At 68.3% G+C, this 25,261-nt stretch carries 21 protein-coding genes; 3 read left to right on the top strand and 18 right to left on the bottom strand.

Features of this window, described 5'->3' with window-relative positions; all coding sequences use genetic code 11:
• The 12 genes from NFW30_RS07925 to NFW30_RS07870 form a co-directional block, all read right to left on the bottom strand.
• Nucleotides 1-1,987, bottom strand: a 1,987-nt coding sequence (locus tag NFW30_RS07925) for a DEAD/DEAH box helicase family protein (RefSeq protein ID WP_295371970.1), incomplete at its 3' end; no start/stop codon positions are given.
• A gap of 211 nt (nt 1,988-2,198) precedes the next feature.
• Nucleotides 2,199-4,391, bottom strand: a complete 2,193-nt coding sequence (katG, locus tag NFW30_RS07920) for a catalase/peroxidase HPI (RefSeq protein WP_295353136.1) — start codon at nt 4,389-4,391, stop codon at nt 2,199-2,201.
• A gap of 84 nt (nt 4,392-4,475) precedes the next feature.
• Complete coding sequence (locus NFW30_RS07915) at nt 4,476-5,225, bottom strand: ABC transporter ATP-binding protein (protein ID WP_295353139.1); 750 nt, start codon at nt 5,223-5,225, stop codon at nt 4,476-4,478.
• A 73-nt stretch (nt 5,226-5,298) separates the two neighbouring features.
• Nucleotides 5,299-6,537 carry an FtsX-like permease family protein gene (locus NFW30_RS07910; protein ID WP_295353142.1) on the bottom strand — a complete coding sequence of 413 codons (1,239 nt, stop codon included), beginning with the start codon at nt 6,535-6,537 and terminating at the stop codon, nt 5,299-5,301.
• Nucleotides 6,537-7,835 (bottom strand): efflux RND transporter periplasmic adaptor subunit, encoded by a 1,299-nt coding sequence (locus NFW30_RS07905; RefSeq protein WP_295353145.1) that lies wholly within the window; start codon nt 7,833-7,835, stop codon nt 6,537-6,539. The genes NFW30_RS07910 and NFW30_RS07905 overlap by 1 nt, the downstream gene beginning before the upstream one ends.
• Before the next feature lie 240 nt (nt 7,836-8,075).
• A complete protein-coding gene (locus NFW30_RS07900; RefSeq protein ID WP_295353148.1) occupies nt 8,076-9,266 on the bottom strand; it encodes a DUF6600 domain-containing protein in 1,191 nt (396 codons plus the stop codon).
• Between the two features lie 560 nt (nt 9,267-9,826).
• Entirely contained in the window at nt 9,827-10,507 is a 681-nt protein-coding gene (locus NFW30_RS07895) for a hydrogenase maturation protease (RefSeq protein ID WP_295353151.1), read from the bottom strand.
• A 15-nt stretch (nt 10,508-10,522) separates the two neighbouring features.
• The gene (locus tag NFW30_RS07890; RefSeq protein WP_295353416.1) at nt 10,523-12,028 is read right to left on the bottom strand and encodes a Ni/Fe hydrogenase subunit alpha; all 1,506 of its coding nucleotides are present in this window, start codon (nt 12,026-12,028) and stop codon (nt 10,523-10,525) included.
• A 19-nt stretch (nt 12,029-12,047) separates the two neighbouring features.
• Nucleotides 12,048-12,602 carry an NADP oxidoreductase gene (locus tag NFW30_RS07885; RefSeq protein WP_295353154.1) on the bottom strand — a complete coding sequence of 185 codons (555 nt, stop codon included), beginning with the start codon at nt 12,600-12,602 and terminating at the stop codon, nt 12,048-12,050.
• Nucleotide 12,603: 1 nt separating this feature from the next.
• Nucleotides 12,604-13,335: a 2Fe-2S iron-sulfur cluster-binding protein gene (locus NFW30_RS07880; RefSeq protein ID WP_295353156.1), complete on the bottom strand. Its 732-nt coding sequence runs from the start codon at nt 13,333-13,335 to the stop codon at nt 12,604-12,606.
• Nucleotides 13,332-15,173: an NAD(P)H-dependent oxidoreductase subunit E gene (locus tag NFW30_RS07875; RefSeq protein WP_295353159.1), complete on the bottom strand. Its 1,842-nt coding sequence runs from the start codon at nt 15,171-15,173 to the stop codon at nt 13,332-13,334. The genes NFW30_RS07880 and NFW30_RS07875 overlap by 4 nt, the downstream gene beginning before the upstream one ends.
• Nucleotides 15,174-15,367: 194 nt before the next feature.
• On the bottom strand, nt 15,368-17,251 hold the full coding sequence (locus tag NFW30_RS07870) for a nucleoside-diphosphate sugar epimerase/dehydratase (RefSeq protein WP_295353162.1): 1,884 nt from the start codon (nt 17,249-17,251) through the stop codon (nt 15,368-15,370).
• Between the two features lie 687 nt (nt 17,252-17,938).
• On the opposite strand from NFW30_RS07870, the gene NFW30_RS07865 reads away from it, so the two are divergent.
• Together NFW30_RS07865 and NFW30_RS07860 are read left to right on the top strand one after the other, a co-directional pair.
• Complete coding sequence (locus NFW30_RS07865) at nt 17,939-18,541, top strand: PEP-CTERM sorting domain-containing protein (protein ID WP_295353165.1); 603 nt, start codon at nt 17,939-17,941, stop codon at nt 18,539-18,541.
• 330 nt (nt 18,542-18,871) lie between these two features.
• The gene (locus tag NFW30_RS07860; RefSeq protein WP_295353170.1) at nt 18,872-19,996 is read left to right on the top strand and encodes a hypothetical protein; all 1,125 of its coding nucleotides are present in this window, start codon (nt 18,872-18,874) and stop codon (nt 19,994-19,996) included.
• Between the two features lie 98 nt (nt 19,997-20,094).
• On the opposite strand, the gene queE is transcribed toward NFW30_RS07860, so the two are convergent.
• The 6 genes from queE to NFW30_RS07830 form a co-directional block, all read right to left on the bottom strand.
• A complete protein-coding gene (gene queE, locus NFW30_RS07855; RefSeq protein WP_295353173.1) occupies nt 20,095-20,754 on the bottom strand; it encodes a 7-carboxy-7-deazaguanine synthase QueE in 660 nt (219 codons plus the stop codon).
• A 4-nt stretch (nt 20,755-20,758) separates the two neighbouring features.
• Complete coding sequence (gene ybgF, locus NFW30_RS07850) at nt 20,759-21,523, bottom strand: tol-pal system protein YbgF (protein WP_295353176.1); 765 nt, start codon at nt 21,521-21,523, stop codon at nt 20,759-20,761.
• A 40-nt stretch (nt 21,524-21,563) separates the two neighbouring features.
• On the bottom strand, nt 21,564-22,091 hold the full coding sequence (gene pal / locus NFW30_RS07845) for a peptidoglycan-associated lipoprotein Pal (RefSeq protein WP_034932342.1): 528 nt from the start codon (nt 22,089-22,091) through the stop codon (nt 21,564-21,566).
• A gap of 39 nt (nt 22,092-22,130) precedes the next feature.
• The gene (gene tolB / locus NFW30_RS07840) at nt 22,131-23,423 is read right to left on the bottom strand and encodes a Tol-Pal system beta propeller repeat protein TolB (protein WP_295353187.1); all 1,293 of its coding nucleotides are present in this window, start codon (nt 23,421-23,423) and stop codon (nt 22,131-22,133) included.
• Nucleotides 23,424-23,539: 116 nt separating this feature from the next.
• The gene (locus NFW30_RS07835) at nt 23,540-24,442 is read right to left on the bottom strand and encodes a hypothetical protein (protein WP_295353190.1); all 903 of its coding nucleotides are present in this window, start codon (nt 24,440-24,442) and stop codon (nt 23,540-23,542) included.
• Nucleotides 24,443-24,494: 52 nt separating this feature from the next.
• Nucleotides 24,495-25,058 carry a TonB family protein gene (locus tag NFW30_RS07830; RefSeq protein ID WP_295371966.1) on the bottom strand — a complete coding sequence of 188 codons (564 nt, stop codon included), beginning with the start codon at nt 25,056-25,058 and terminating at the stop codon, nt 24,495-24,497.
• Between NFW30_RS07830 and NFW30_RS07825 the strand changes: the two genes are divergently transcribed.
• Nucleotides 25,048-25,261, top strand: a 214-nt coding sequence (locus NFW30_RS07825) for a hypothetical protein (protein ID WP_295371963.1), incomplete at its 3' end; no start/stop codon positions are given. The two genes, NFW30_RS07830 and NFW30_RS07825, sit on opposite strands and share 11 nt — an antisense overlap.

Genomic DNA, 25,261 nt, shown 5'->3' with positions numbered 1-25,261 from the left:
TGGCGCGCTCGGCGTCGGTGAGCTGCGCGTCCAGCCGCGCCAGGCGCACGGCCACGCTGGAGAGCACCTCGGGCTCCACGTTGCCCAGGCTCACGGCCTGCAGCAGCGCGTCCAGCGGCACGCTCTTCTTCTGGTCCATCGGCCGGCTGTCGGTCTTGTCGCGCTCGCACACGCCCACGCAGTCGACGATGACGAACTGGTCCTTGCGCACGTGCTCGCCGGGGTTCACGCCGCGCAGGTCATCGTCCTTGATCACGCGCACGCCGCTTCCCTTCATCTGCTCGAAGAAGCTGCGGCTCTTCACGCTGCGCATGAAGACGACGATCTCCACCGGCTTGATGTCGGTGCCGGTGGCGATCATGTCGACCGTCACCGCGATGCGCGGGTAGTAACTGGTGCGGAAAGCCTTGATCAGTTCCTCCGGCTTGCTGCCCGTGGTGCGGTAGGTGATCTTCTGCGCGAACTCGTTGCCGCGGCCCCACTCCTCGCGCAGGATGCCGACGATGGCCTCGGCGTGGTTGTCGTCCTTGGCGAAGACCAGCGTCTTCGGCAGCTCCTGCCGCTGCGGGAAGAGGTCGCTCTGCCAGCGGTCGCGCAGCGTGCGGGCGATGGTGCGGATCTGGTCGGGCGTCTGCACGCTGCGGTCCAGCTCTTCGGGCGCGTACTCGAAGTCGTCGTCGAGCTGCCAGTCGCGCCGGGCACGGGTGGGTTTGTCGAGTACCTGCAGCCAGTAGCCGGCCTCGACCTTGCTGCCGGCCTCGGTGACCTCGGTCCTGATGCGGTAGACGTCGTAGTTGACGTTCACGCCGTCGGCCACCGCCTGCGGGTGGCCGTACTCCATCACCAGGTTCTGGTTGAAGAAGCCGAAGGTCTGTTTGTTCGGTGTGGCGGTCAGGCCGATCAGGTGTGCGTCGAAGTACTCCAGCACCTGCCGCCACAGGTTGTAGATCGAGCGGTGCGCTTCGTCGGTGACGATGATGTCGAAGGTCTCGATCGGGAACGCCGGGTTGTAGTCGATGGGCTCCGGCTCCTTGAACAGGCTCTCGACACGCTCGGTGGACTCCTCGTCGGCTTCTTCCGGCAGGTCGCGGCCCTTGAGCATCGAATACATGCGCTGGATGGTGCAGATGCAGACGCGCGCCGTCCTGTCGAGCTGGTTGCTGGTGAGGTGCTGGACGATGAACTCCTCGCCGAACTTGTAGTTGTTGACCGGCGAGACGTACTGGTCGAACTCCTTCTTCGTCTGCCGGCCGAGGTTGCCGCGGTCTACCAGGAACAGGACGCGCCGCGCGCCGGCGAACTTGATCAGCCGGTAGATGAAGCTGATGGCGGTGAAGGTCTTGCCGGAACCTGTCGCCATCTGGATCAGCGCGCGCGGCCTGTTCTGCGCCAGGCTGGCCTCCAGGTTGCGGATGGCAGTGATCTGCGCCGGCCAGAGCTTGCAGTCACCCCACTCGCTGACCAGCGGCGGCAGGTGGCGGACGCGGGCGCGGAAGGTGGCGGGAGCGAAATCGGCATGGGCCGCGCCGGCACGGGTGCCGGTGCCGAGAACGCGTGGCTGGGGCAGCGCCGCGAGCCATTCGGCCAGCGTTTCGGGGCGGTGGAAGGCGAAGAGGCTGCGGGCACGCGGCTCCGGATCGAGGCCGTCGGTGAAATGCGTCTCCAGCCCGGTCGATTCGTAGAGGAAGGGCAGCGGCCGCCGCCACGCCGGCAGCGTCGCCGGCAGCCCCTGCGCGTAGCGCGCCGACTGGATCTCGACGCCGGTCAGCGTGGCGCCCTGCTTCTTGGCCTCGATGACGCCGGCAGCCCTGCCGTCGAGGTAGAGCAGGTAGTCGGCGAAGCCATGGCCGGGTTCGAGCGGAAACTCGCGGATCGCCACCCCGCGCGCCGCGTGGATGTCGGCGGCGGCAGCGTCGCAGATCCGCCAGCCGGCGGCTGCGAGCAGCGTGTCGATCCGGCGTCGAGCCTCTCCTTCCGCTTGCCCCACGGTCCCCCCGCCCGAAGCGAATCCTTGACGCCGGAAATGTTAGCACAGCTCCGGTTGCTCCCCAGCGCCGCCTCCGGCGTCGATCGGCGGCCGCACCCCCGGGTCGACCAGGGCCCATCCCGCTTCCCGACGGGTGGCGGGAAACCGCCGCGCCGCTGGCGCCCGGGCTGCCCGGCCGCTCGCGGCCGGCAGCCCGGGCGCTTCGCCCGCGTCACTTGAGGTCGAAACGGTCGAGGTTCATGACCTTGGTCCACGCGGCGACGAAGTCGCGCACGAACTTGTCGCCGGCGTCGGCCTGCGCGTAGACCTCGGCCAGCGCGCGCAGCTGCGAGTTGGAACCGAAGACGAGGTCGACCCGGGTTGCCGTCCAGCGCAGCTCGCCGCTGCGGCGGTCGCGGCCCTCATAGGAGCCGGCTTCGCCGGCGGGCGCCCAGACGGTGGCCATGTCGAGCAGGTTGACGAAGAAGTCGTTGGCCAGCACGCCCGGTCGCCGCGTGAACACGCCGTGCGGCGAGCCGCCAACGTTGGCGCCGAGGACGCGCAGGCCGCCGACGAGGACGGTCATCTCCGGCGCGCTGAGGGTCAGCAGTTGCGCCCTGTCGACCAGCATTTCCTCGGCCGGGACGCTGCACGCCTTCTTCTGGTAGTTGCGGAAGCCGTCGGCCTGCGGTTCGAGGACGGCAAACGAGGCGGCATCGGTCTGTTCGGCCGTGGCGTCGGTGCGGCCCGGCGTGAAGGGAACTTCGACCGCATGGCCGGCCGCCGCGGCGGCCGCCTCGACCGCCGCACAGCCAGCGAGGACGATCAGGTCGGCGAGCGAGACCTTGCGGCCGTCCGCCTGCGCCGCGTCGAATCCGTCCCGGATGCCTGCCAGCACGGCGAGCACGCGCGCCAGCTGTGCCGGTTGGTTGGCTTCCCAGTCCTTCTGCGGAGCGAGGCGGATGCGCGCCCCATTGGCGCCGCCGCGCTTGTCGGAACCGCGGAAGGTGGCGGCCGACGCCCAGGCGGTGGACACCAGCTCGGCGGTCGTCAGGCCGGACGCAAGGATCTGCGCCTTCAGCGCGGCGACGTCCGCGGCGTCGACCAGCTGGTGGTCGACTGCGGGCAGCGGATCCTGCCAGATGAGGTCTTCGGCGGGCACTTCCGGACCGAGATAGCGCGACTTCGGGCCCATGTCACGGTGCGTGAGCTTGAACCAGGCGCGGGCGAAGGCGTCGGCGAAGGCGGCCGGGTCCTGCTGGAAGCGGCGGGCGATCGGTTCGTAGAGCGAGTCGTAGCGCAGGCTGAGATCGGCCGTCGTCATCATCGGCGGGTGCTTCTTCGCCGGGTCGTGGGCGTCGGCGATCATGTGCTCCGGCCGCACATCCTTCGCCACCCACTGGTGCGCGCCGGCCGGGCTCTTCGTCAGCTCCCACTCGTAGCCGAACAGGGTGTCGAAGTAGCCGTTGTCCCAGGTCGTCGGGTTCGGCTTCCAGGCGCCCTCGATGCCGCTGGTGGTGGTGTCGCCGCCCTTGCCGGAGCCGAAGCGGTTGATCCAGCCGAGCCCCTGCGCCTCGAGCGGCGCGGCCTCCGGCTCGGGGCCGACCAGTGCCGGGTCGCCGGCGCCATGCGCCTTGCCGAAGGTGTGGCCGCCGGCGACGAGGGCGACGGTTTCCTCGTCGTCCATCGCCATGCGGGCGAAGGTCTCGCGCACGTCACGGCCGGAGGCGACCGGGTCGGGGTTGCCGTTCGGGCCTTCCGGATTGACGTAGATGAGGCCCATCTGCACGGCGGCGAGCGGATTCTCGAGATCGCGGTCGCCGCTGTAGCGCTGGTCGCCCAGCCAGGTGGTCTCCCGGCCCCAGTAGATGTCCTCCTCGGGCTGCCAGATGTCGGTACGGCCGCCGCCGAAACCGCAGGTCCTGAAGCCCATGCTTTCGAGCGCGACGTTGCCGGCGAGGATCATCAGGTCGGCCCAGGAAACGCGGTTGCCGTACTTCTGCTTGATCGGCCACAACAGGCGGCGTGCCTTGTCGAGGTTGCCGTTGTCCGGCCAGCTGTTGACCGGTGCGAAGCGCTGGTTGCCGGTGCCGCCGCCACCGCGGCCGTCGGCGGTGCGGTAGGTGCCGGCGCTGTGCCAGGCCATGCGGATGAAGAGGCCACCGTAGTGGCCCCAGTCGGCCGGCCACCAGTCCTGCGAATCGGTCATCAGCGCCGCGAGGTCCTTCTTGAGCGCGGCGTAGTCGAGCCGCGCGAATTCCGCCGCGTAGTCGAAGCCGGCGTCCATCGGGTTGGAGGCCGGGGCGTGCTGATGCAGGATGCCGAGGTTCAACTGGTTCGGCCACCAGTCGCGGTTGGCACGGACGCCGGCTGTGGCTCGGGCGCCGGGAGCCGCGTGGAACGGGCACTTGCTTTCGTTGCTCATTGAGTTCTCCTTCTCGGGTTGGTCGACGGTCGTCGCGTCTTTCCCAGAGTAGTCGCCGCCAGGCGATGTGGCCATTGAAATCCTTCAATGATCGTCATGCACGTTGGCTATCGGCAAATCGCCGTGACGGTCTGTCTGGCGGTCGCTCTCGATGCGGCCATCGACCAGTTCGATGACCCGGTCGCAACGGGCGGCGAGCCGCGGATCGTGGGTGACGATGAGGAACGAGGTGTGCAGTTCCGCGTGCATGCGCCGCATCAGCACGAAGACCTCGTCCGACGAGGCGCGGTCGAGGTTGCCGGTCGGCTCGTCGGCCAGCACCAGCGGCGGCTGCTGGACCAGCGCACGGGCGATCGCGACGCGCTGCTGCATGCCACCCGACAATTCGCCCGGGCGCTTGTGCAGGTCGTTGCCGAGGCCGACGGCGGCGAGCATCGCCCGCGCCCGCTCGCGCTGTGACGCAGCGACGCGACCCTCGCGCATCAGCGCCGGCAGGGTGACGTTCTCGAGCGCGGAGAAGGCCGGCAGGAGGTGGTGAAACTGGAAGACGAAGCCGAGCACCGCGCGCCGGCGCATCGTCAGGCCGGCGTCGTCGAGCCCGCTGGTCTCTTCGCCCTGGATTCGGTAGCTGCCGGCGGTCAGCCGCTCGAGCAGGCCGACGATGTTCAGGAGCGTGCTCTTGCCCGAGCCGGATGGGCCGATGAGCGCGACGAACTCGCCCCGTTCGACGGCGAACGACACGCCGTGCAGGACCTCGGTCTCGTTCGCCAGCCCGACGTTGTAGCTCTTGCGGATGTCGCCGAGTTCGATCAACGGGGGCCCGACCCGCGTCATGGCTGCCGGCGACGCGCGCTGCCGAGCGGCTGGCAGCAGCGACCGGATCGTGGCTGGATCATTGCCGGTTGCCTCACAGGCGAATGGCCTGCGCCGGATCGAGCGCCGCTGCGCGGCGTGCCGGTGCGACGGCCGCCAGCACCCCGCAGAGCGTGGCGATGCCGGCGATGGCCAGGGCCAGGCCCGGCGCCAGCGAGATGGCGAACAGCGGCAGACCGTCACTGCCGCGGACGAAGGTGGTGAACGCCTTGATCAGCCCGGCGGCGAGCAGGACGCCGAGCAGCGAGCCGAGCGCACCGACGATCGCTCCCTGCAGCAGGAAGACGCGCAGCATCTGCCCGCGTGTCGCGCCGATGGCCCGCAGGATGCCGATCTCGCGCTGCTTCTGCACCACCGAGACGACGAGCACGCTGGCGATGCCGAGGACGACGACGACCATGACGACGCTGCGGATCAGCGCCGTGCTCACCGACTGTGCGTTGAGCGCCGAGACCAGCTGCGAGTTCGCCTCCTGCCAGCTTTCGACCTTGTAGGGAAGGCGCTGCGCCAGCTCGGCGGCCAGCGTCTTCGCCGCCCAGACGTCGGTGAGCGCCAGGTCGATGCCGGTGGCGCCGCCCGGCAGACCGACCAGGCTCTGCGCCGCGCGCAGCGGCACGATGACGGTCCGCCGGTTGAGTTCACGGACACCGAGATCGACCAGTGCGGTGACGCGCAGCGAATCGCTGATGCTGCCGGTGACCACGCTGATGCGGTCACCGACGCGCACACCGAGGTCGTCGGCGAGTTCGCGGCCGATGATGCCCTCGCCCGGTCCGAGGCGCGCCTCGCCCTGCACCACCTTCGAGCGCAGGTGGACGATGCGGTCGTAGCGGTCGAGGTCGACGCCCATCAGGGCGATCGATTTCGTCGCCTCGCCGCGCTGCGCGAGACCGGCGCCGGAAACCATCGGTGACACCGCAGCCACCGGCGGCGTTGCCTCGAGCACCGGCACGAGCGACTGCCAGTTGCCGATGCTGCGCGGGCGCTGCACGCGTGGCTGGGTCTGCATCAGCGCCGCAGTGCCCGGCAGCGGTTCGCGGGCCGGGATCACCACGTCGTCGCGCGCGCTGACGCTGAGGTGCGCCTGCGCGCCCAGAGTCTTCTCCAGGGTGTTGCGCTGCAGGCCGCTGATCAGCGCCGAGATGTAGGCGACGACGGCGACGCCGGCGGCGACGCCGACGATGATCAGCACGGTCTGCATGCGCCCCTCGCGCAGGAACCGCACCGCGACGCGCGCCTCGAAGCCGAGCCAGCCGATGCGGGCGGTGCCCATCAGCGACCCATCGCGTTGCTCATCGCCGCGCCGGCGTCCTCGCGCGCCGCGCCGCGCGGGCCGCGGAAAGTGGCTGGGGCAGCGCCGTTCGCCGCGACGACGGCGCGCACACGGCTGCCGGCCGCGAGCGGGCTGCCGCTCGGCAGCCGCAGAACGGTGTCGCCGGCGCCCAGCCCGGTCAGCACCTCGGCTGCCTGCAGCGTGCGCAGGCCCAGACGCACCTCTCGTTCTTCGACTCGGCCGTCGCGCTCGACGAGGACGCTGGCGCGGCCCGCCGATTGATCGCCGCGCAGCGCGTCGACCGGCACCACCAGCGCCGCGTCGCGCCGGCCCGTCTCGACTTCCACCGACAGGGTCATGTCCTCGCGCAGGAATTCCGGCGGAGCCTCGGGAAGCGAGAACTTGAGCTCGACCGCGCCGCGCTGCGCGTCGACCAGTGGCGAGATCGACAGGACGCGGGCAGCGAAACGCCGCTCCGGAAAGGCATCGGCGAGTACGCTCGCGTCCTGGCCGACCTGCAACTGCTCGAGGTAGCGCTCGTCGACCTGCGCCACCAGTTGCAATCGCCCGGCCAGAGCCAGGCCGAGCAGCGCGCGTCCGGGCTGGACGATCTGTCCCGGCTCGACCAGGCGCGCCAGGACGCGGGCATCGGCGGGCGCGCTGATCGTCGCCTGGGCGAGGCGCGCCTGCGCCGCGGCCGTCGCGGCAGCGGCCAGAGCGAGCTGCGCCTCGGCCTGGACGATGTCGCTTCCCTGTTCCGCGTTGGCGGCGTTCTGCGCGCGCGCCGTGGCCAGTTGCGCGGCTGCGACGGCCTCGGCGCGACTCGCCTCGTCGAGGCGGGCGGCGCTGAGGAAACCCCTGGTGACCAGCGACTGCGTCCGCTGCAGATCTGCCTGCGCCGCCGCCAGGACCGATTCCGCCTGCGTCACCGCGGCCTGCGCGACGCGGCGGCCGGTACTGCGCAAGCCCACCAGGCGCGCTGCCGCCTGCCGCTCGCTGGCCTGCGCCTGTGCCAGCGCGGCTTGCAGCTCATCGGTTTCGAGACGGACCAGGGTGGCGCCACGGGCAACCCGGTCGCCTTCGTCAACCGCGACCTCGAGCACCCGAGCCGTCAGCGTGCTGCCGACATCCACCCGCGATTCGGTCGCCACGCGCGCCGAGAACTGCAGGCTGCGCACCAGCGGCTCGGCCTGAATGCGCACTGCCGGGACGATGGGCGGGCGACTCAGCCACCAGGCGATCGTGCCGGTGGCGATGATGGCGAGGGCGGCAAGGATGAGGAGCGGACGGCGGGGCATGTGGCGGCTTGTCGGGTTCGAGCGGCAGCGCGGCGCCATCGGGGCGACGCCGGCGGCGGCACCTGACGGCAGCAGCTGGCCGGGATGTTGCGCCGCGAATCATCCCACACTCGGCCCAGCTGGCGCACGCGCAATGATCGCCATCGTTCGCCATTGCCGGCGCAACACCGGGCAATGCCGGCACGAACGATCAGTCGGAGCGGCGAGGCGGCCGCCCCCGCAACGGCAACCGCGACGGCGTCAAGCGCGGGCTGTGCCACCCGACGAGCGCTGCGCTTCGCCGAGGCGTGCCCACAGCCTCACCAGCAGCTGCCGGCCGCTATCGTCCAGGTGGCTGCCGTCGCCGTCATGGGGCGCATTGAGCTGCTGCAGGTAACGCTCGCTGCAGCGGTACGGCGGCACATAGGTCTGGTGCGGCCCGAGGGGGAGCCAGTCGGTGGCTGGCTGGCTGCCGCACGGTGGTCTCCCGGCCTCGACCGGATCGCTCCAGGCCACCAGCGCCGGCGCATAGACCGGCTGCTGTCTGCGGCATCCCGGCAGCCAGCCCCAGGCACCGCGGAAACAGGCCCAGCGACCGTAGTGGAAGGGAGCGAAGGCCCAGGGTTCAGCGCCGATCCAGGTCCAGCCCCAGGGTGCCAGCCAGATCCACTGGCCGTAGCGGTAGGGCGCCCATTCGGCGGGCAGGTCACGCGGGAACCACACGGCGCCATAGGCCGCCGTTTCGTACCAGTCGCCATGAAGAGCGAGGTCGCCAGACCCGGTCAACTCCGCTGCCACGTAGCCGCGATCCTCTGTCGTGCCAGATGGCGTGTCGCAGGCTGGCGTCCAGAGCGCGAGCCCGCCACCGTCGACCGGCAGCGCCTCGTCGTGTTCACCGTCGCCGCCCAGGCGGACGCTCTGCCCGGCAACGATCAGCCGCGACCGGCCGCCGACGGAGCAGCGCAGCGCCCCCTGCCAGGCCGTTCCGGCGACGCTGTCACTGCTGGCGGCCAAGCGGTAGAGACCGGCGTCGCACAGCTCGAAACGCTGGTCACCGCATTCGATGGCAACCTGTCGCGCCATCTCCGGCGACCGACAGCGGATCGTCAGGCTGCCGGCGCGCAGGCGCAGGGCGAGTTGCTGATCATCGACGCGGACCAGCGCGAGCACGCTGTCGGCATCCAGTTGTACCAGGGTCGAGCCGACCTCGACCTCGACGCTGCCGGCGACGCCGGTGGACAGGAGATCGCCGCTGGTCAGCGGCCAGTTCCGGATCGCGGCCTCGACGCCGCTGCACGCCGCATGCGACAGGAATGCCGGGCCGGCGATCCTGGCAATGCGGCCGACCCTGGCGGCCGGATCGGCCGCGGCCGATCGTGTCGCCCGCGGCGACAGAAGCGTGCGGAGCAGCGCCCTACCGCAGTTCTGCAGGTTGTGCGGCGTATGAGGCATGGCCTTTCCTCCCATGTACAGCGGCAGGACAGCTGCCGATCAGGCAAGAAACGTCTCGCCCGCCATTCTGGGCGACGGCCGGTGACAGACCGTGACAAAAGTCGCACAAAGGTGGCAAGAAAGCCCCGTCACGTCAACTTCCGACCGGAGAACCACGGCAGGCGCTGCCGGGCGGATGCGCGCACCTCGCAGGAGCATCGGCATGAGCGGTCCCGACGCTGTCCCTGCCGACCCCGTGGGTCCGGCCGCGCGCCGCTTCGCACCTGCCGATCGGGCAGCCGCCGACGACAGCACGGTGCCTGCCGCGCCGCCCGGCGACGCGCAGGCCATCGGCCGGATCGCGGAATGGCTGCGAGGCGCGCCGGTGGTGGTGCTGTCTGGCGCCGGGCTGAGCACGGCCAGCGGCATCCCGGCGCATCGCGACCGGCATGGCCGATGGCAGCAGGCCACGCCGATCCAGAAATGGGACTCTCTGACTCTTCGGCGACGGTGTTCCCCGCGTCCGTGTCAGTGCGACAACGCAAGCGATCGACGCGGCGCCGGCACTGCCGGTCGTTGGTTCATCGCCGATGGTCTACTCCGGATTCCGCCTCGCCGACTACGGGCAGCGCCAGGGCAAGGCGGTTCTGGCGGTCAATGAAGGCCTGACGCGGGCCGACCATCTCCTCGCGCTCCAGGTCGAGGTCGAGGTCGAGGGCGAGTGCCGAGCCGTACTCGGGCGACTGCTGGCCCTGGCCTTGCAGCGACCGGCCGAGAAGGTTCCGCCACGCTGCGGCACTCGCCGCGCGACACAGCTCCTGCAGGAAGGCGAAGGCTGCGTCGGCGTGCGCCAGCGCGTTCTGGCCGAGCGCGCCGCCGAGTTCGAAGCGCTCGCCACGAACAGCCAGGACGAAGGCGGCAGGGGGCGGTTCGTCGCCGATCCGCGCGAGGACCGAGAGCAGCGCCTGCGGCGACAGTGCGTGCGACCCAGGGCCGACAAAGCCACTGGCCTGCACCGGCGCGAAGACGAAGGGTGCCGGCGTCAGGGCGCCGGCGTCGATGAACAGCACGAGTTCGCGACCGACCAGATCGAGCGCGTGTTCGATCTGCCACTGGCAGTCGCCGATCAGTTCGTAGCCGGCGCTGCGGCCGTCGGTCGCCAGCCAGGCGCGCAGCCGTTCGAGCAGCAGCGGCCCGAGAGCGTCGTCGCCACGGCTCGGGTTGCCACAGGCCAGGACGGCGACCGGCGCGCGCGCGAACATCGCTGTCGCCGTGCTTCAACTGCCGCCGCCGGACGACAGGGCGTCCGGCGCGCCAGCCAGTCGCCCGACCAGGCGACCGGATGCGTCCAGCAGCTCGATCACCAGCGGCATCCGGCCGAGCGCGTGCGTGGCACACGACAGGCAGGGATCGAAACAGCGGATGGCGACCTCGATGTGGTTGAGCAGGCCCTCGGTCAGTTCCTGGCCGTCGATGTAGCGCTGCGCGACGCGACGCACGGCCTCGTTCATCGGCTGGTTGTTGTGCGTCGTCGAAACGATCAGGTTGCACATCGTCACCAGATCGTCGTCGCCGACCCGGTAGTGGTGAATCAGCGTGCCGCGCGGCGCCTCGATGACGCCGACGCCCTCGTGATGGCGCGCACCGCTGCTCCGCAGTTCGCTGCCCGAAAGCTCGTCATCGTGCAGCAGGTCCTCGATCGCTTCGGCGGCGTGCAGCATTTCGATCATCCGCGCCCAGTGGTAGGCCAGGGGCGCGTGGACGATCCGGCCGCAGCCGTGGGCGATGAACTCGCGCCGCTCGGCTTCCGCCATGGGCGTCGCGATCGCCTCGCAGTTCTGCACGCGGGCCAGTGGCCCGACCTTGTACCAGCCTTCCCGCGGTCCGATCGCGGACAGGAACGGGAACTTCATGTAGCTCCAGGACTTCACTTCCTCGCTGATCAGCCCGGCATAGTCCCGGGCGTGGACGGCGTCGGCAAGCACCCGGCCATCGGCGTCACGGGCCCGCAGGCGGCCGTCGTAGAAGTCGAGCACACCGCCGGCGCCGACGATCGAGAGCAGGCTCGAGCGACAGGTCCCGAAGTGGTCGTAGAGCTCCGGGTCGGCGGCATGCAGCCGCTTGACGAGCTGCACGGCCTGCCGGCTCCAGGCGATGATCTGTTCGATGCCGGCCAGCAGATCGGCGCGCTCGGCGGGACTCAGCGCGCGGTTGACGCCGCCGGGGATGGCACCGGTACCGTGCACGCGCTTGCCGGCGGTGAGGCGGATGATCTCCTGCCCGAAGCGGCGCAACAGGACACCCTGGCGAGCGACCTCTGGATGTGCCGCTGCGATGCCGACGATGTTGCGCCGGGCGGCATCGCTGGCGAAACCGAAGAGCAGGTCGGGCGACGAGAGGTGGAAGAAATGCAGCGCGTGCGACTGCAGGATCTGGCCGGCGTGCATCAGCCGGCGCAGCTTCTCGGCGGTCGGCGGCAGCTCGTCGGCGCCGACGACATGGTCGAGCGCCTTCGCCGCCGCCAGGTGGTGCGACACCGGGCAGATGCCGCACAGGCGCTGCACCATCACCGGCACCTCCCAGTACGGGCGGCCCTGGATGAACTTCTCGAAGCCGCGGAACTCGACGATGTGCAGCCGGGCCTGCCACACGTGGCCGGCATCATCGAGCAGCAGGGTGACCTTGCCGTGCCCTTCGACGCGTGACAGCGGGTCGAGGGCAACCCGGCGCACGCCACCGGCAATGGGGGAAGCGCTTTCCAGGGGGAAGTCGGCATTCGCCATCATGTTCGTCGCCTTGCGCTCAGTCGAAATGCAGCAGCGGATGCCCGAGGCGGGGTGTGCGGCCATCCAGCAGGTCGGTCAGGAACTTCCAGATGGCATCGCCGGAGGGCGGGCATCCGGGGACGAAGTAGTCGATGCGGACGATTTCGTGGATCGGATGCACTTGGTTGAGCGGCAGCGGCAGCTCGGGATCGTCGGGAATCCGGCCACCGATGATCCCGGGTCCGGTCAGGTACACTTCCTGCAGGCACTGCCCGAGGTCGAGATGATTGCGCTGCGCCGGCAGGCCACCGTTGATGGCGCAGGCGCCGATGGCGATCAGCACCTTGCACTGCTGGCGGAATTCACGCAGGACGTGGATGTTCTCGGCGTTGCAGATGCCACCCTCGATGAGGCCGATGTCGCACGGGCCGCAGTGCTTGGTGTCGGTCAGCGGCGAGCGATCGATGTCGACGCGGTCGAGCAGATCGAAGAGGCGTTCGTCGATGTCGAGCAGCGACATGTGGCAGCCGAAGCAGCCGGCCAGCGATGTCGTCGCGAGGCGCAGCCTGCGCTGCCCGGCGGGCGGGTTCATCTCAGGCCTCCGGCCCGTTGCCGCCGCTCCCCGGCAGACTGGCGAACTGCATGGCGATCGGCTGCCGGTCATAGCGCCGCTGGCCGATCGGCTGCAGGAAGCCCTGCCGCTTGGCGAGAATCACGCCGACCGGGCAGACATGCGCGGCCTTGTCGGCGAGCGAGAAGCCGGTGTCGGCGAGGCGGCCGGATTCGGCGTTGACGATCAGGTGCTTGCCGATGCCGCGCCCGGAGAGGGCGAAGACGTTCTTGCGATCGACGTCACGGCTGGCGCGAACGCACAACTCGCAGAGGATGCAGCGGTTGAAGTCGAGGAGGACGTCGGGGTGCGAGGCGTCGACCGGCCGGTCGGGATAGAACTGCGCGAAATGTGCCGTCAGCATTTCGAGTTCGTAGGCCAGCGCCTGCAGCAGGCAGTCGCCGCTCTTCTCGCACGAGGGGCAGAAATGGTTGCCCTCGACGAAAAGCATCTGCAGGAGTGTCCGCCGCTTGTCGTTGAGATCGGGCGAATCGTTCTCGACCTCCATGCCGTCCTTCGCCGGCATCGTGCACGCCGAGACGTAGCGGCCGTTCGCCTTGACGGTGCACAGCTTGCAGCTGCCCTGTGGCTTGAAGTCGGGGTGGTGGCAGAGATGGGGGATGAAGACGCCGGCGGCGGTGGCCGCTTCCATGATCGTCTGCCCGGCACTGAAGGGAACCGGCAGGCCGTCGAGCAACAGGGTCGGCGTGTTCATCGATCGACGGGTTGCATGCCGCCTGCGGGGTCGAAATGCGCTGCCGGATCGTCGCGTCCGGTCATCTGGCGGGCGACCGACAGCGACTGGTCGAGGTCGAAGGCGGGTGCGAAGTCGAGCGATCGCAGCCGTCGCTCGTAGGCCGGACGGAACTTGTTGAGGGTGTCGAACAGCGGATTGCACGCCGTCTGGCCGAGTCCGCAGTGGCTGGCGGCATGCAGCAGGCGATGGATGCGGAAGATTTCGTTGATGTCGTACTGCGAACCGTCGCCCTGGGCGATCTTGTCCATGCAGTTGGCGACCAGCGTCGTGCCCACCCGGCAGGGGGTGCAGAAGCCGCAGCTCTCGTAGGCGAAGAAATGGGCGAAGTTGCGGGCGACCTCGAACAGGTCGCGGTGCGCGCCGAAGACCGTGAACGCTCCGGCCGTCGGCACATCCTCGAAGGCGATGCGGCGCCTGAACTCGTGCAGCGCCAGGCAGCTTCCCGATGGACCGCCAACCTGAACCGCCTGCGCATTGCCGGCACCGCAGTCGTGCAGCACCTGGTCGATGGCGACGCCGAAGGGGTATTCATAGATCCCGGGCGACTCGACATCGCCGGCGACCGACAGCAGTTTGGTGCCTGTCGACTGCTTGGTACCGAGACCGGCAAACCAGTCGCCACCCCTGAGCGCGATCAGTGCCGCCTTGCACAGGGTCTCGACGTTGTTCACCACTGTCGGTTGACCGCGGTAGCCCTGCTGCGCCGGATAGGGCGGGCGGATCCTGGGCACGCCACGCCTGCCTTCGAGCGACTCGAGCAGTGCCGTCTCCTCGCCGCAGACGTAGGCACCGGCGCCGAGGTGGATGTCGATGTCGAAGCTCCAGTCCTCCTGACCGCAAGCGGCCACGCCGAGCAGGCCGTTGCGGCGTCGCCGCGCGAGGTTTTCGGTCAGCGCCGGCAGCAACCAGGCGTACTCGCCGCGCAGGTAGAGCAGGCCCTGCGCGGCGCCGATGGCGAAAGCGGCGACGCTCATGCCATCGAAGACGAGATCGGCGTGGCTTGCCAGCAGGACGCGATCCTTGAAGGTGCCCGGCTCGCCCTCGTCGGCGTTGCAGACGAGGTAGCGGCCGCCTTGCGGGTCCACGCACGGCGCGCGACGTGCCGTTTCCCACTTGGTGTGGGTCGTGAAACCGGCACCACCGCGCCCGCGCAGGTTGGACCGTTGCAGCTCTTGGAGCAGGCGCTCGCGTCCACGCGCCACCGCAGCCCGCATTGCCTCGCCGGGAGCGGATGCGTGGGCGAGCAGCACATCGCGGCGGCGGATGTTGTCGGCGACGAGAAACCACTCGCGGGGCCAGTCACTCACCGCCACCTGCGCGCGCACCAGCTCACCGATGCGGTCGATGCGCTCGGCGGACAGGCGGGTGAGCGGCCGTCCATCGACCAGCAGCGCCGGCCCCTGATCGCACATGCCGGTGCAGGAGGTGGTGTCGACGCTGACCAGGCCGTCCTCCGAAACCTTGCCGCGCTCGATCCAGAGGCGGTTGCACAGGCGGTCCATCAGTTCGGCGCTGCCGAGCATGCGATCGGTCACGTTGTCGGAGAAGAGGATGCGATAGCGTCCAACGGGCTGCAGATGGAGAAACGAGTAGAAGCCGGCAACGCCCTCGACACGCGCGCGTGGCAGCCCGACGGCGTCGGCGATGACGGTCAGTGCGGTCCGCGGCAGGTAGCCGAGCACGTCCTGCGCCTCACGCAGGATTTGCAGCAGGCGCAGGGAATCGCGACGATGGCGCTCGACGATGGGTTGCAGCAGTGCTGCCACACCTGTCGCATCGAAGCACTCGTCGGCCACGACCATCTCCGGCAACCATCGCGCATGGCGATCCATTGCGCAAGCTTACTGTTCCCGGCAACCGTGGTGCTGATGCAAGTCAAACGAAACGACGAAACACCGCCTCGGGTCAGCATCGGGCGTGTCGGTCACGCCGGTGATCGGCCGTGTCGTCCAGCGCCCGGATGACTGGCCGGCGGAGCGGCCGCCGGCGCTCAGCGACGATCGCCGGCGACCCGCATCAGCATGGTCCTGACTGCTGCTGTGTCGCCGACCGCCATCGCCGCCCGCAGGGCATCGATCAACTCGGCCAGCGCCTCGGCTTCCAGCCCGGGTTCGGTTGCCTTCATGATTTTCGGGTGGGAGGTCCCCTCGGCGTTGCTGCTGGCGATCAGCAGCTCTTCGTAGAGCTTCTCGCCTGGGCGCAGGCCGCTCATGACGATCTCGACATCACCGTCGGGATTGGCCTCGTCCCGCACGGATTGCCCTGCGAGACGGATCATGTTGCGGGCAAGGTCGACGATCCGGACCGGATCGCCCATGTCGAGGAGGAAGATCTCGCCACCGGCCGCCAGGCTGCCGGCCTGGATCACCAGTTCGACAGCTTCGTGGATCGACATGAAGTAGCGCGTCACCTCGGGATGGGTGACGGTCACCGGCCCGCCCTGGGCAATCTGCTCCTTGAACAACGGAATGACCGAACCGCTCGACCCGAGCACGTTGCCGAAGCGCACGGCACAGAATCGCTGGCCGGTTTCCCCAGCACTGGCACGGCGGGCAAAGTCCTGCACGACCAGTTCGGCGAGGCGCTTGCTCGCACCCATGATGTTCGTCGGCCGCACCGCCTTGTCGGTCGAGATGAGGACGAAGGTCGCAACCGCCGCGTCGAATGCTGCCTGGGCAACGGTCAGCGTGCCAAGGACATTGTTGCGCGCTCCTTCCAGGACGTTGGCCTCGACCAGCGGCACGTGCTTGTGGGCGGCAGCGTGATAGATGGTATCGACCCGGTGCTTGGCGAGCAATCGTGCCACCAGGTCGGCATCGCCAACCGAGCCGAGGGTGGGCACCACCTCCTGCTCGCCGATTGACCGCAGCAGGCGGTCAATCTGGTACAAAGCATGTTCGCTGGCTTCGAGCAGGACGAGGCGCGCCGGTGCCAGCGCCGCTATCTGCCGACACAGTTCGGAGCCGATCGAACCGCCGGCACCGGTGACGAGGACCACCTTGTCGCGGACGCAGCGCCCGAGCAGGGCGGGATCGGCGGCCACCGGGTCGCGCCCGAGCAGGTCACCGATGTCGACTTCGCGCACCATGTTGACCAGATGCCTGCCGCTGGCGATGTCCGTCAGCGAGGGGAGGATGCGTACCCGCACCGGATGCCGCTCCAATTCGGAGACGACCTCACGGCGACGGGCATTCGAGGCCGAAGGCAGGGTGACGATGACATCATGGATGTCAAAGCGGTTGATCAGCGATTCGAGCTGCTCGGGCGCATAGACGCGCAAGCCCCCCATGTCCTTGCCTTGTAACGTTCCATCGTCGTCGAGAAAGCCGGCCGGAAAGAGCTGCCGGCCGCGACGCAGCGAAGCAGCGAGTTGCCGTCCGGCCTCGCCGGCACCATAGATGAGGACCTGGCGTCCGGCAAAGCGGTTGCGAACCGGGAACCACAACAGCCAGCGGGCCGAGAAACGCGAGCCGGCGACGAAAACGGTACCGATGAGCCAGTAGAGCAGCGGCACCGCGCGTGGCACCCCCTGGCCGCCGGTCATCTGCGTCATGAATGCCAGCGCAGCCCAGAGCAATGCGGCCAGCGACATCGCCTTGACCACCGACCAGAGAGCCTGCTCACCCAGATAGCGGATCACCGACCGATACAAGCCCATCTTCAGGAAGACGGGCATCGCCAGCAAGGGCGCGATGACCATCAGCACCAGTTGCGAGCGATTCGGCGAGAACCATTCACCCAAGCGAAGGGCGTAGGCTGCCCAGAGCGAAGCGATCAGCAGCACGGCATCACCGGCCAGCATCAGTGCCTGCTTGTTGCGGCGTGGCATGTCGATCAGGCCATTTGACAGGCGCTCGGGCAACAACTTAGGCATCGACTGCAGTGCGTGCGGAGAAAACGGCGAATCGTGGCAGGCCGGCACGCTTGCGAATGGCTGGCCGGGCCGCCCAGCGAGTCCGCGGACGCAGCGGCAAGGGGTTCCGGTGACGCGACCGCCACCCGGGGTGTGCGGGCACCCTGGAACCCGCATCGCCGGCCGCATCCCGACACGGCGAAAGCGACCCGCATGTCGTCCGCGACGGCGACGAGCGCCGCGAAGCGCCGGCGACCGGTTGCCCGGACGCGGGTCGGAAACGGATCAGCGGTGGCGAATCAAACATGAGACTCCAGAAGGGAACCCGCGTCCGCGGCCCCGCCAGCCGCACGACGGCCTGGCTGGCGGCCGACGCGCCGGTCGGCGGTCTCGCCATTCCGCTGCTGCGGGCGATCGGGGCCCCAGCAGACGCCCATCGTACTACAGCAGGCCGGCTGAAGCACCTGTTGCCCTCGCAACCCGGACGGCGTCGTCCGACCGCTGACGCTTTTCGGTCCGCCGGACCGGAACGGCGCTCTGCAAGCAAGGCCGGCAAGGACGCGCCGCCGGCCGCCAGCGGCCCGCCCGTGTCGCCTCCTGCCCTGAACAACCCTCGCCCGCAGTGTCGAAAAAACTTACAGGGCGGCACACGGCTGGACGTCGAGTTCGATCAGCTTTTCGCCATGCCTGGCAAGTTGCAGCATCGGTGTGCCGTTTACCGGCAGCAGCAGCCTCAACCATGCGACCCCGGCAGGATATCAGGGAGTCGGCTTCCAGTCGGGAATGATCTACAACGACGCCTCTGGCGATCCCGCTGGACCCGTAAACGTAACCGCGGGCAGCCTGCCGGCGCACAGCAGCCTGAACATAAGCTTCCTGCTCGCGGTCATCGACAGCTGGGATGGCGATACCGGCCGCGGTGGCGCCAACCCGCCCGACATCTTCAACATCACGGTCGATGGCGTGTCGGTCTTCGCGCGCACCTTCGACAATTTCGACTCGACCGACCAGACAGCGTCGACGGCGAATCTGTTGAGCTTTGGGTCGGACCTCGGATTCAGTTCGTGGAAAGATTCGGCTTACGACTTCACCGGCGTCAACGCGCTCTTGAACATCCCGCATACGGCCAACTCCGTCAATATCCGGTTCTTCGCCAGCGGTGCCGGCTGGCAGGGCGGAGGCGACGAGTCCTTCGGTCTCGACAAGCTTCTGATCAGCGTCAATACCAGCGACGTTCCGGAGCCGGGCTCGATCGCGTTGCTCGGCCTCGGTCTCGCGAGTCTCGCGCTGCGCCGTCGCCGGCCGCGCTAGTCGCAAGCCGGCAGGGCCCCGGCAGTCTGGCCGGCACCACTCCTGCCGGCCCATTCTCGTTCGCGGGCCAATCCGGACCGGATCCCCGCGACGATCCTCGTCGCCTGGGGTGCGCTGGCTGCACCGTCGGCACTGGCGTCCTGGCCAACGCCCGGCCGCGGGTCACCGGATAAACAAAAACTATTGGCGACGACCTCGCTGCAAGCGCAGAATCGGCTGACCGGGGCAGGCGTTGGCCCGGTACGATCCACTGCCGCAAGCGGCCAGTCTCCTTCGCAGCCGTTCGCAGGTAGCGGCCCCGGGTGCAGCGTCCGGCTTGCGAGGTTCCCCATGATCCCCTTCTATACCTCCCTGCTTTCGCAGCCCGCGACGGTGGATGGTTCCCTCAGAACCCTGTGCAGTCGGATCGCCAGCATCGACAGCATCGTCCTGACGCCGAACCAGCGACTGTTCGCCAGCGGGCGCGATGGCGCATTCGAGCTGCTCGCGTCGGCTGACGGGAGCAGCCGGACGGAACGTGTCGCCTTCGCCGTGGACGGTGTGCCGACCGACTGCATGAAGAACGGCATGGCGACCGATGGCGACTACCTGTACCTCGCCTGCGCGCATCTCCACCAAAGTGACAATCCGCTCGTCAGGACGATCCTCAACGACCTGAACGATGTCGAGCAGGTTGCCAAGTGCCTGCTGCAGCTCTACATGGCGGCGTTCAGTTTTCGCGTCGAATCATGGATCCTGCGCTGCGACCTGCGGCGAACGCCACTCGCGTTCACCGAGCGACTGGCATCGCTGCCGCCAGACCCAGGGTCCGGTGGACTGGCCAGCAACTTTCTCGCCAACGGCCTGGCCATCGATCCCCACCATTCCTGCCTCTACGTCGCCAACAGCGCGCCGGGCCTCGCCGCCACCATCTATCGCGTCGCGACCGACGCCGCTGCCGACAGCATCCGCTGTGCGCTCTGGCACCGCCCGCCGGGTTGCAAACCGAATGGCCTGAGACTGCTCGAACAGGGGCTCTGTTACACGGGAAACGGCGTCAGTTCAGCCGTCCTCGGCCGCGTGCCGTTCAACCCCGATGGCAGCGCCAGCACCTCCGAGATCATCGAGATCGCACCGCTGAGGCTTTTCGCCCATTTCGACGCAGTCCCATCCGGTTTCGTCGTCGCGGAATCCGGCGACACCACCGGCCTGCAGGCGGGCGCCCTGCGCCTCGTTTCGTGCGCCGGTCGAACGATCGGCATGGTGCGGCACGCCGGCCTGCGGCGACCTTGCGCCGTCGCGCTCCCCCTTGCCGACACCGCTCTCTTCACCGCTGGCGAAGTGCTCGTGGCTGACAGGCACGACGGACGGGTCCTGGCATTCAGGCCGGAGGAGCCCTGGCGACAGTGGCTGCGCGGTGGGGACGCTCATGCCCGCGGGACGCATCCGGCAGCGAATGTGCCGGCGCCGCGGTAAGCGCAGCGCCGGCGTTCCTGCCGAAGAGCCTGACCCGGGCGACTGCGCCTTTGCCGACCGGTTACCGCCTCCCGTCGGGATGGGGAAAGCGTCAGCGATCAGCGGCTGCGCTGGTCGCCCCATAGGATCTTGTGCAGTTGCAACTGGAAGCGCACCGGCAGACGATCATCGACGATCCACCCGGCGAGCGTCGCGGGCTCCAGCTCGCCGGCCACCGGCGACAGAAGCACCGGGCAGATGGCGGCAAGCCGGCGCTCGGCGATCTGGCTGCGCGCCCAGTCATAGTCGAAGCGGTCACGCACGACGAACTTGATTTCGTCGTCTGGTGCCAAGTGTTCCAGATTCTGCCATCGGTTCCGCTCGCATTCCCCGGAACCGGGCGCCTTGAGGTCGACGATGCGCGATACGCGCTGGTCCACACCGGCGATGTCGAGCGCACCCGATGTCTCCAGCGATACCGAATGACCCGCGTCGGCGAGCTCGCGCAACAGTTGGCGACAGTCCCGCTGCGCCAGCGGCTCCCCGCCCGTGACACAGACGTGGCGGACGCCATAGCCGGCGACTTCGGCCAGCACTCCCGGCAGTGCCATCTTCCGTCCCCCTTCGAATGCGTACACGGTGTCGCACCAAGTGCAGCGCAGCGGGCAACCGGTCAGGCGAACGAAGACGGTCGGCAAGCCGACGCGTGTGCTTTCACCCTGCAGCGACAGAAAGATTTCGCTGACGGTGAGCGCTGGAACCCGGATCGAGGCCGTCACCGGCCTACTTCTTCAGGCGCTGCCTGGCGGTGTTGGCGGCGGCACTGTCCGGATACTTGGCCACGACAGCCTCGAGCGTCGCCTTCGCTCCTTTGGCGTCTGCAAGTTCCTGCTGGCAGGTGGCGATGTTCAGCAAGGCTTCGGGTGCCCGCGAATTCGCGGGCCACTTGCTGGCAACGATGCGGTGGGCGTCGATTGCCTTCTTGCAGTCGCGCAGGGAGTACTGGGCATTGCCCAGCCAGTAGAAGGCGTTGGGCGTCAGGCTGCTGTCCGGATGCGCGCGCGCGAAGGCTTCGAAGGCCGCTGCCGCCTCCTTGAGCTTGTTGGCGCGAAACAGGTTCAGCGCCGCCTCGTACTCACGCGCTTCGGCCGCAGGATCGCTGGCCGCCTTCCTGGGCGGCTCGGCAGGCGCCTTGCCGTCGTCAGCAGGCGGTTTCGGATCGCTGCCGGCAGCCGGTTGCGGTTCCAGCTTGCGCAGACGCCCGTCGAGATCGACGTAGAAATCCTGCTGTCGCTTGCGGGCCGCATCGAGTTCGTAGGTGAGGGTCTCGACCTGACCACGCAGACGGGCATTCTCGTCGCGCAGGGCCTGGATCTGATTCGCCAGCTCGATCTGACCCTTGGCGACGGTGTCGAGGCGTTCGCTGGTCTTGATCGCCAGATCCCTGATCTGCCGCCGCGCCTCGTCGTCATCGAAGAGGCCCGCCTGCGCCGGCTGGACGGCGAGCACGGTGACGTACAGGCCAGCCAGCGCCAGGCGACGAGCCATTGTTCCCCCCACGGCGGGACGCAGCAGCCCTGCCGACACCCTAGAACTCGCCGCTGTAAAGCATGTCACCGCGCCGGTTCTCTGCCCATGCGGCTTCGCCGTGGCCCTCGTTCTTGGGCTTCTCCTCACCCAGGCTGACCGCTTCGAGCTGGTCCTCGCGAGCGCCGAGCAGGGCCATCATCTTCTTGATTGCGTCGGCTCGCTTCTGGCCGAGCGCCAGGTTGTACTCACGACTGCCGCGCTCGTCGGTATTTCCCTGGATCAGCATGCGGAACTGGCGGTTCTCGGTCAGGAACTTGGCATGCGCCGTCACCAGATCCTTGTACTCGGCCTTCACTTCGTAGCTGTCGTAATCGAAATAGACGCTGCGCTTGGAGAGAATGCTCTTCGGATCGGTGAGGACAGCCGGCAACCTGCCGCCATCGACGCCCCCCGTCGTCACCGTGGCCACCGAAGGGCCACCAGCGCGGGATTCGACCGGCGCACCTGACTGATCACCGCCCTCCGGCGTCGAACTGCAGGCGGCGACCAGAAGGGCCAGAGCGGCCGGGATGACGACTCGTTTCATGAATTTCTCCTGCACTATGTTTGCAATCGGAATGTCTGGTCAGCGATTGAAAGGGCCCCATGCCGGCTCGCGGACGTCACCCGCGGGGATGGAGAGGCGCTGCTTGATGCGGCCATCGAGCGAGACCGCCGAGAGAACCCCGCGGCCGCCCATCTCGGTGGCGATCAGAACCATCCGGCCATTCGGCGAGAAGGTCGGCGATTCATCCTTGTTCGAGTCGGTGAGCACCTGCACCTGGCGACTCGCCAGATCCATCACCGACAGGCGAAAGCCGCCGTCGCGCCGGCTGATGAAGGCCATCGACCTGCCATCGGGCGAGATGCGCGGACTGACGTTGTAGGTCCCTTCGAAACTGACTCGCTGCACGTCGCCACCGCTGACGCTCATGCGGTAGATCTGCGGACTGCCTCCGCGATCCGAAGTGAAATAGACGTGCTGCCCATCCGGCGAGAAATTGGGTTCGGTGTTGATCGCATTGTCGGTCGTCAGGCGCTGCGCTCCCGAACCGTCGGCGTTGACCAGGAAGATCTGCGAACCACCGTCCTTGCTCAGGACCACCGCCAGCCGACGGCCATCCGGTGACCACGCCGGGGCCGAATTCGAACCCTTGAAGTTGGCGACGACGACCCGCCTGCCCGAAGCCAGGGAGTGGACATAAACGACCGGCTTCTTGTTTTCGAAGGAGACATACGCCAGGCGGCTGCCATCAGGAGACCAGGAAGGCGAGATGATCGGCTCCCGTGAGATCAGCGCCACCTGTGCATTCTGGCCATCGGCATCCGCGATGTGCAGTTCATAGCGGGCCGCGCCGGCGCGGACGACGTAGGCGACCCGGGTCGAGAAGACGCCCGGCTCACCCGTCAGTTTTTCGTAGATGATGTCGGCGATGCGGTGTCCGGCAGCCCGCAGCGTCGCCTTCGAGGTGACGAAGGCGGAACCTCCGAGAACCGACTGCTTGGTGACGTCGAACAGGCGGAAGCGTGCCTCCTCGCGGCCACCGTCGCTGGCGCCGATGCTGCCGGCGGCGAGCGCATCGGCGCCGCGATTCTTCCAGTCAGTGAAGACCGGGGCCGTCGCCTCGGTCATCGCGACGCCGCTGGTGTCGACCATCCGGAAGAGGCCGCTGCGTTCGAGATCGGCTCGTATGACGGAGGTGACGATGCGTGAGGAAGCCGGATCACCACCAAAATCGGCAATCGCCACCGGAATGCGGTTGGCACCGGCACCGGTGATCTCGACGGTCAGTTGGCCATGCGCCGGTCGCAGCAGCAGGACCAGGGCAGCGACAGCGAACAGCCGAAGAAAACCCACTTTGATCGAAAATTCAGACATCGCGCATGTCCATCACGGAAGGCGCGATTATATCGTCTATGGATGCTCCTGATTTGTAACGATACGTTATCCGGTCGCCCGTCCTGCAGGCGGCGCCAGCCCCGGCGACCGTCGTGCTAGCGATGTCGGACTGCCCGCGAGCGCATGTAGGCGGCAAAGAAGATGGCGTCGATCGCCTGCAGCCTCGCTCTCTCTTCGACCAGCTCCCGGCTGTAGCCGCCCGGCTCGATGGCGAGAATCTTCGTCAGCGCCAGGAAGGCGCCCAACCCCGGGATGCCTGCGGCGGCCCCTCTGATCGCCGGCGAGATCTCGCCGGCGAGCGCCGCGGCGAACTCGGGATGAGGGAGCAGACACCAGGCAGGAAACCAGGATGCGTCAGGCATCTCGATCGCAGACTGAAAGCGCCGCCAGTCGCTTTCCAGCTGTGGTACAGCGAGCTCAGCGAGCAGTTGCGGGAAGGAGTCGGTGGCGAACCAGGCGAGCGAAAAGATCTGCCAGCGTGCCGCCTGCAAACCACCATCGCGGCAGCGGGCAAATGCTCGCCAGCGCAGGATCACCGGATCATTCCAGCCGTCGGCGATTGGGCTCGCCGCGGCCTCGGCTTCAGCATCGGCCTGCGCCCGCAAATACAGCGCGGCAGCGTGGATCTGCGGGCGCGCAGGGTCAAACGGCCGGCAGGCAACGGCGGTTGCCAGCCTTGTCCAGATCCGGTCGAGGAATCCCTTTGCCTCGCTGCCGAGAGCCCGGGCGGCCGGAGCCACGTCTGCATCGATCTCGCCGAGCAGTTCCTCGACGCGGTCGCCGTCGAGGGTTGCGAAATCGGTGTCGCGAAGCATCGCGAGGAAAGCGAGGAGAACGGCGAAAGCGGCCAGGTCGGATCGTTTCGGCGCCTCGGCGCGCAAGGCCGCAAGCGCGTACCGCGCCCGCTCGCACTCGCCTGCGCGAAAGGCAGCGATGACATCGTTGACCAGCGCCACCTCGCGTGAGTCGCGAAAGAGGTCGAGTTGACGAGCGCTCATCTCGCCTCTCGGGCGCTTGGGTGCACGACCGCGGCTCCCCCCGTCCGCATCATCAGTCGTCGCGCGGTCTGTACGGGATCTTCAGAACGCGTTCGAACAGCTCGGGTTTGGCCGGTTTCGGCAGCGGCGACGACTTGTGGATCGCCCGCTCGACGGCGGCGTCGAGTGCCGCGTTGCCGCTGGAACGGCGCAGCTTGACGTCGAGCACTTCGCCACTGGGCAGCTGCGTGACTTCGAACTCTGCCTGCGGATTGCCCTGGATTCCCGGCGGCAGCATGATGTTGCCGCGGATCTTGCCGCGGATCTTCTCGATGTACTCGGCCTGCCCGCGCTTCGCATCGGCAGCCGCCTGCTCTGCCTGCAACTGCTTGAGCTGACGCGCTTCGGCATCGGCTCGCGCCCGCTGCTCCTGGGCCGCCTTCTGCTGCTGCAACTGCTTCTGCTCCCGCTTCAGTTCCTCGTCGAAGCTTGGACGCCGCTCGGGTTCCTTCGCTCTTGGCTCCTCCTTCGGCTTCGCCTCTTCCTTGCGCGGTGGCTCCTTCGCTTTCACCTCTTCCTTGCGCACCGCTTCGCGCGTCCTCGGCTCCTCTTTCCGCGGCGGCTCCTTGATCTTCACCTCTTCCTTCCGGGGTGGCTCCCTGACCGGCTCCTTGGACGGCTTCTTTTCCTCCTTCAACGGAATGTCCGGCCGGACTGGTGGCTTGGGCTCCACTTTCGGTTCTGGTTTGGCGATCGCTCGCGGTGCTGGCTCAGGCTTCGCTGGCGGCTTCGGCTCAGGCTTCGGCTCAGGCTTCGGCTCAGGCTTCGGCTCAGGCTTCG

The organism is Accumulibacter sp. (assembly GCF_023806635.1).
In the GTDB taxonomy this organism is placed as follows: domain Bacteria; phylum Pseudomonadota; class Gammaproteobacteria; order Burkholderiales; family Rhodocyclaceae; genus Accumulibacter.
The sequence above is the reverse complement of the archived record's forward strand: the minus strand, read 5'-3'. Positions and strand labels throughout refer to the sequence as shown.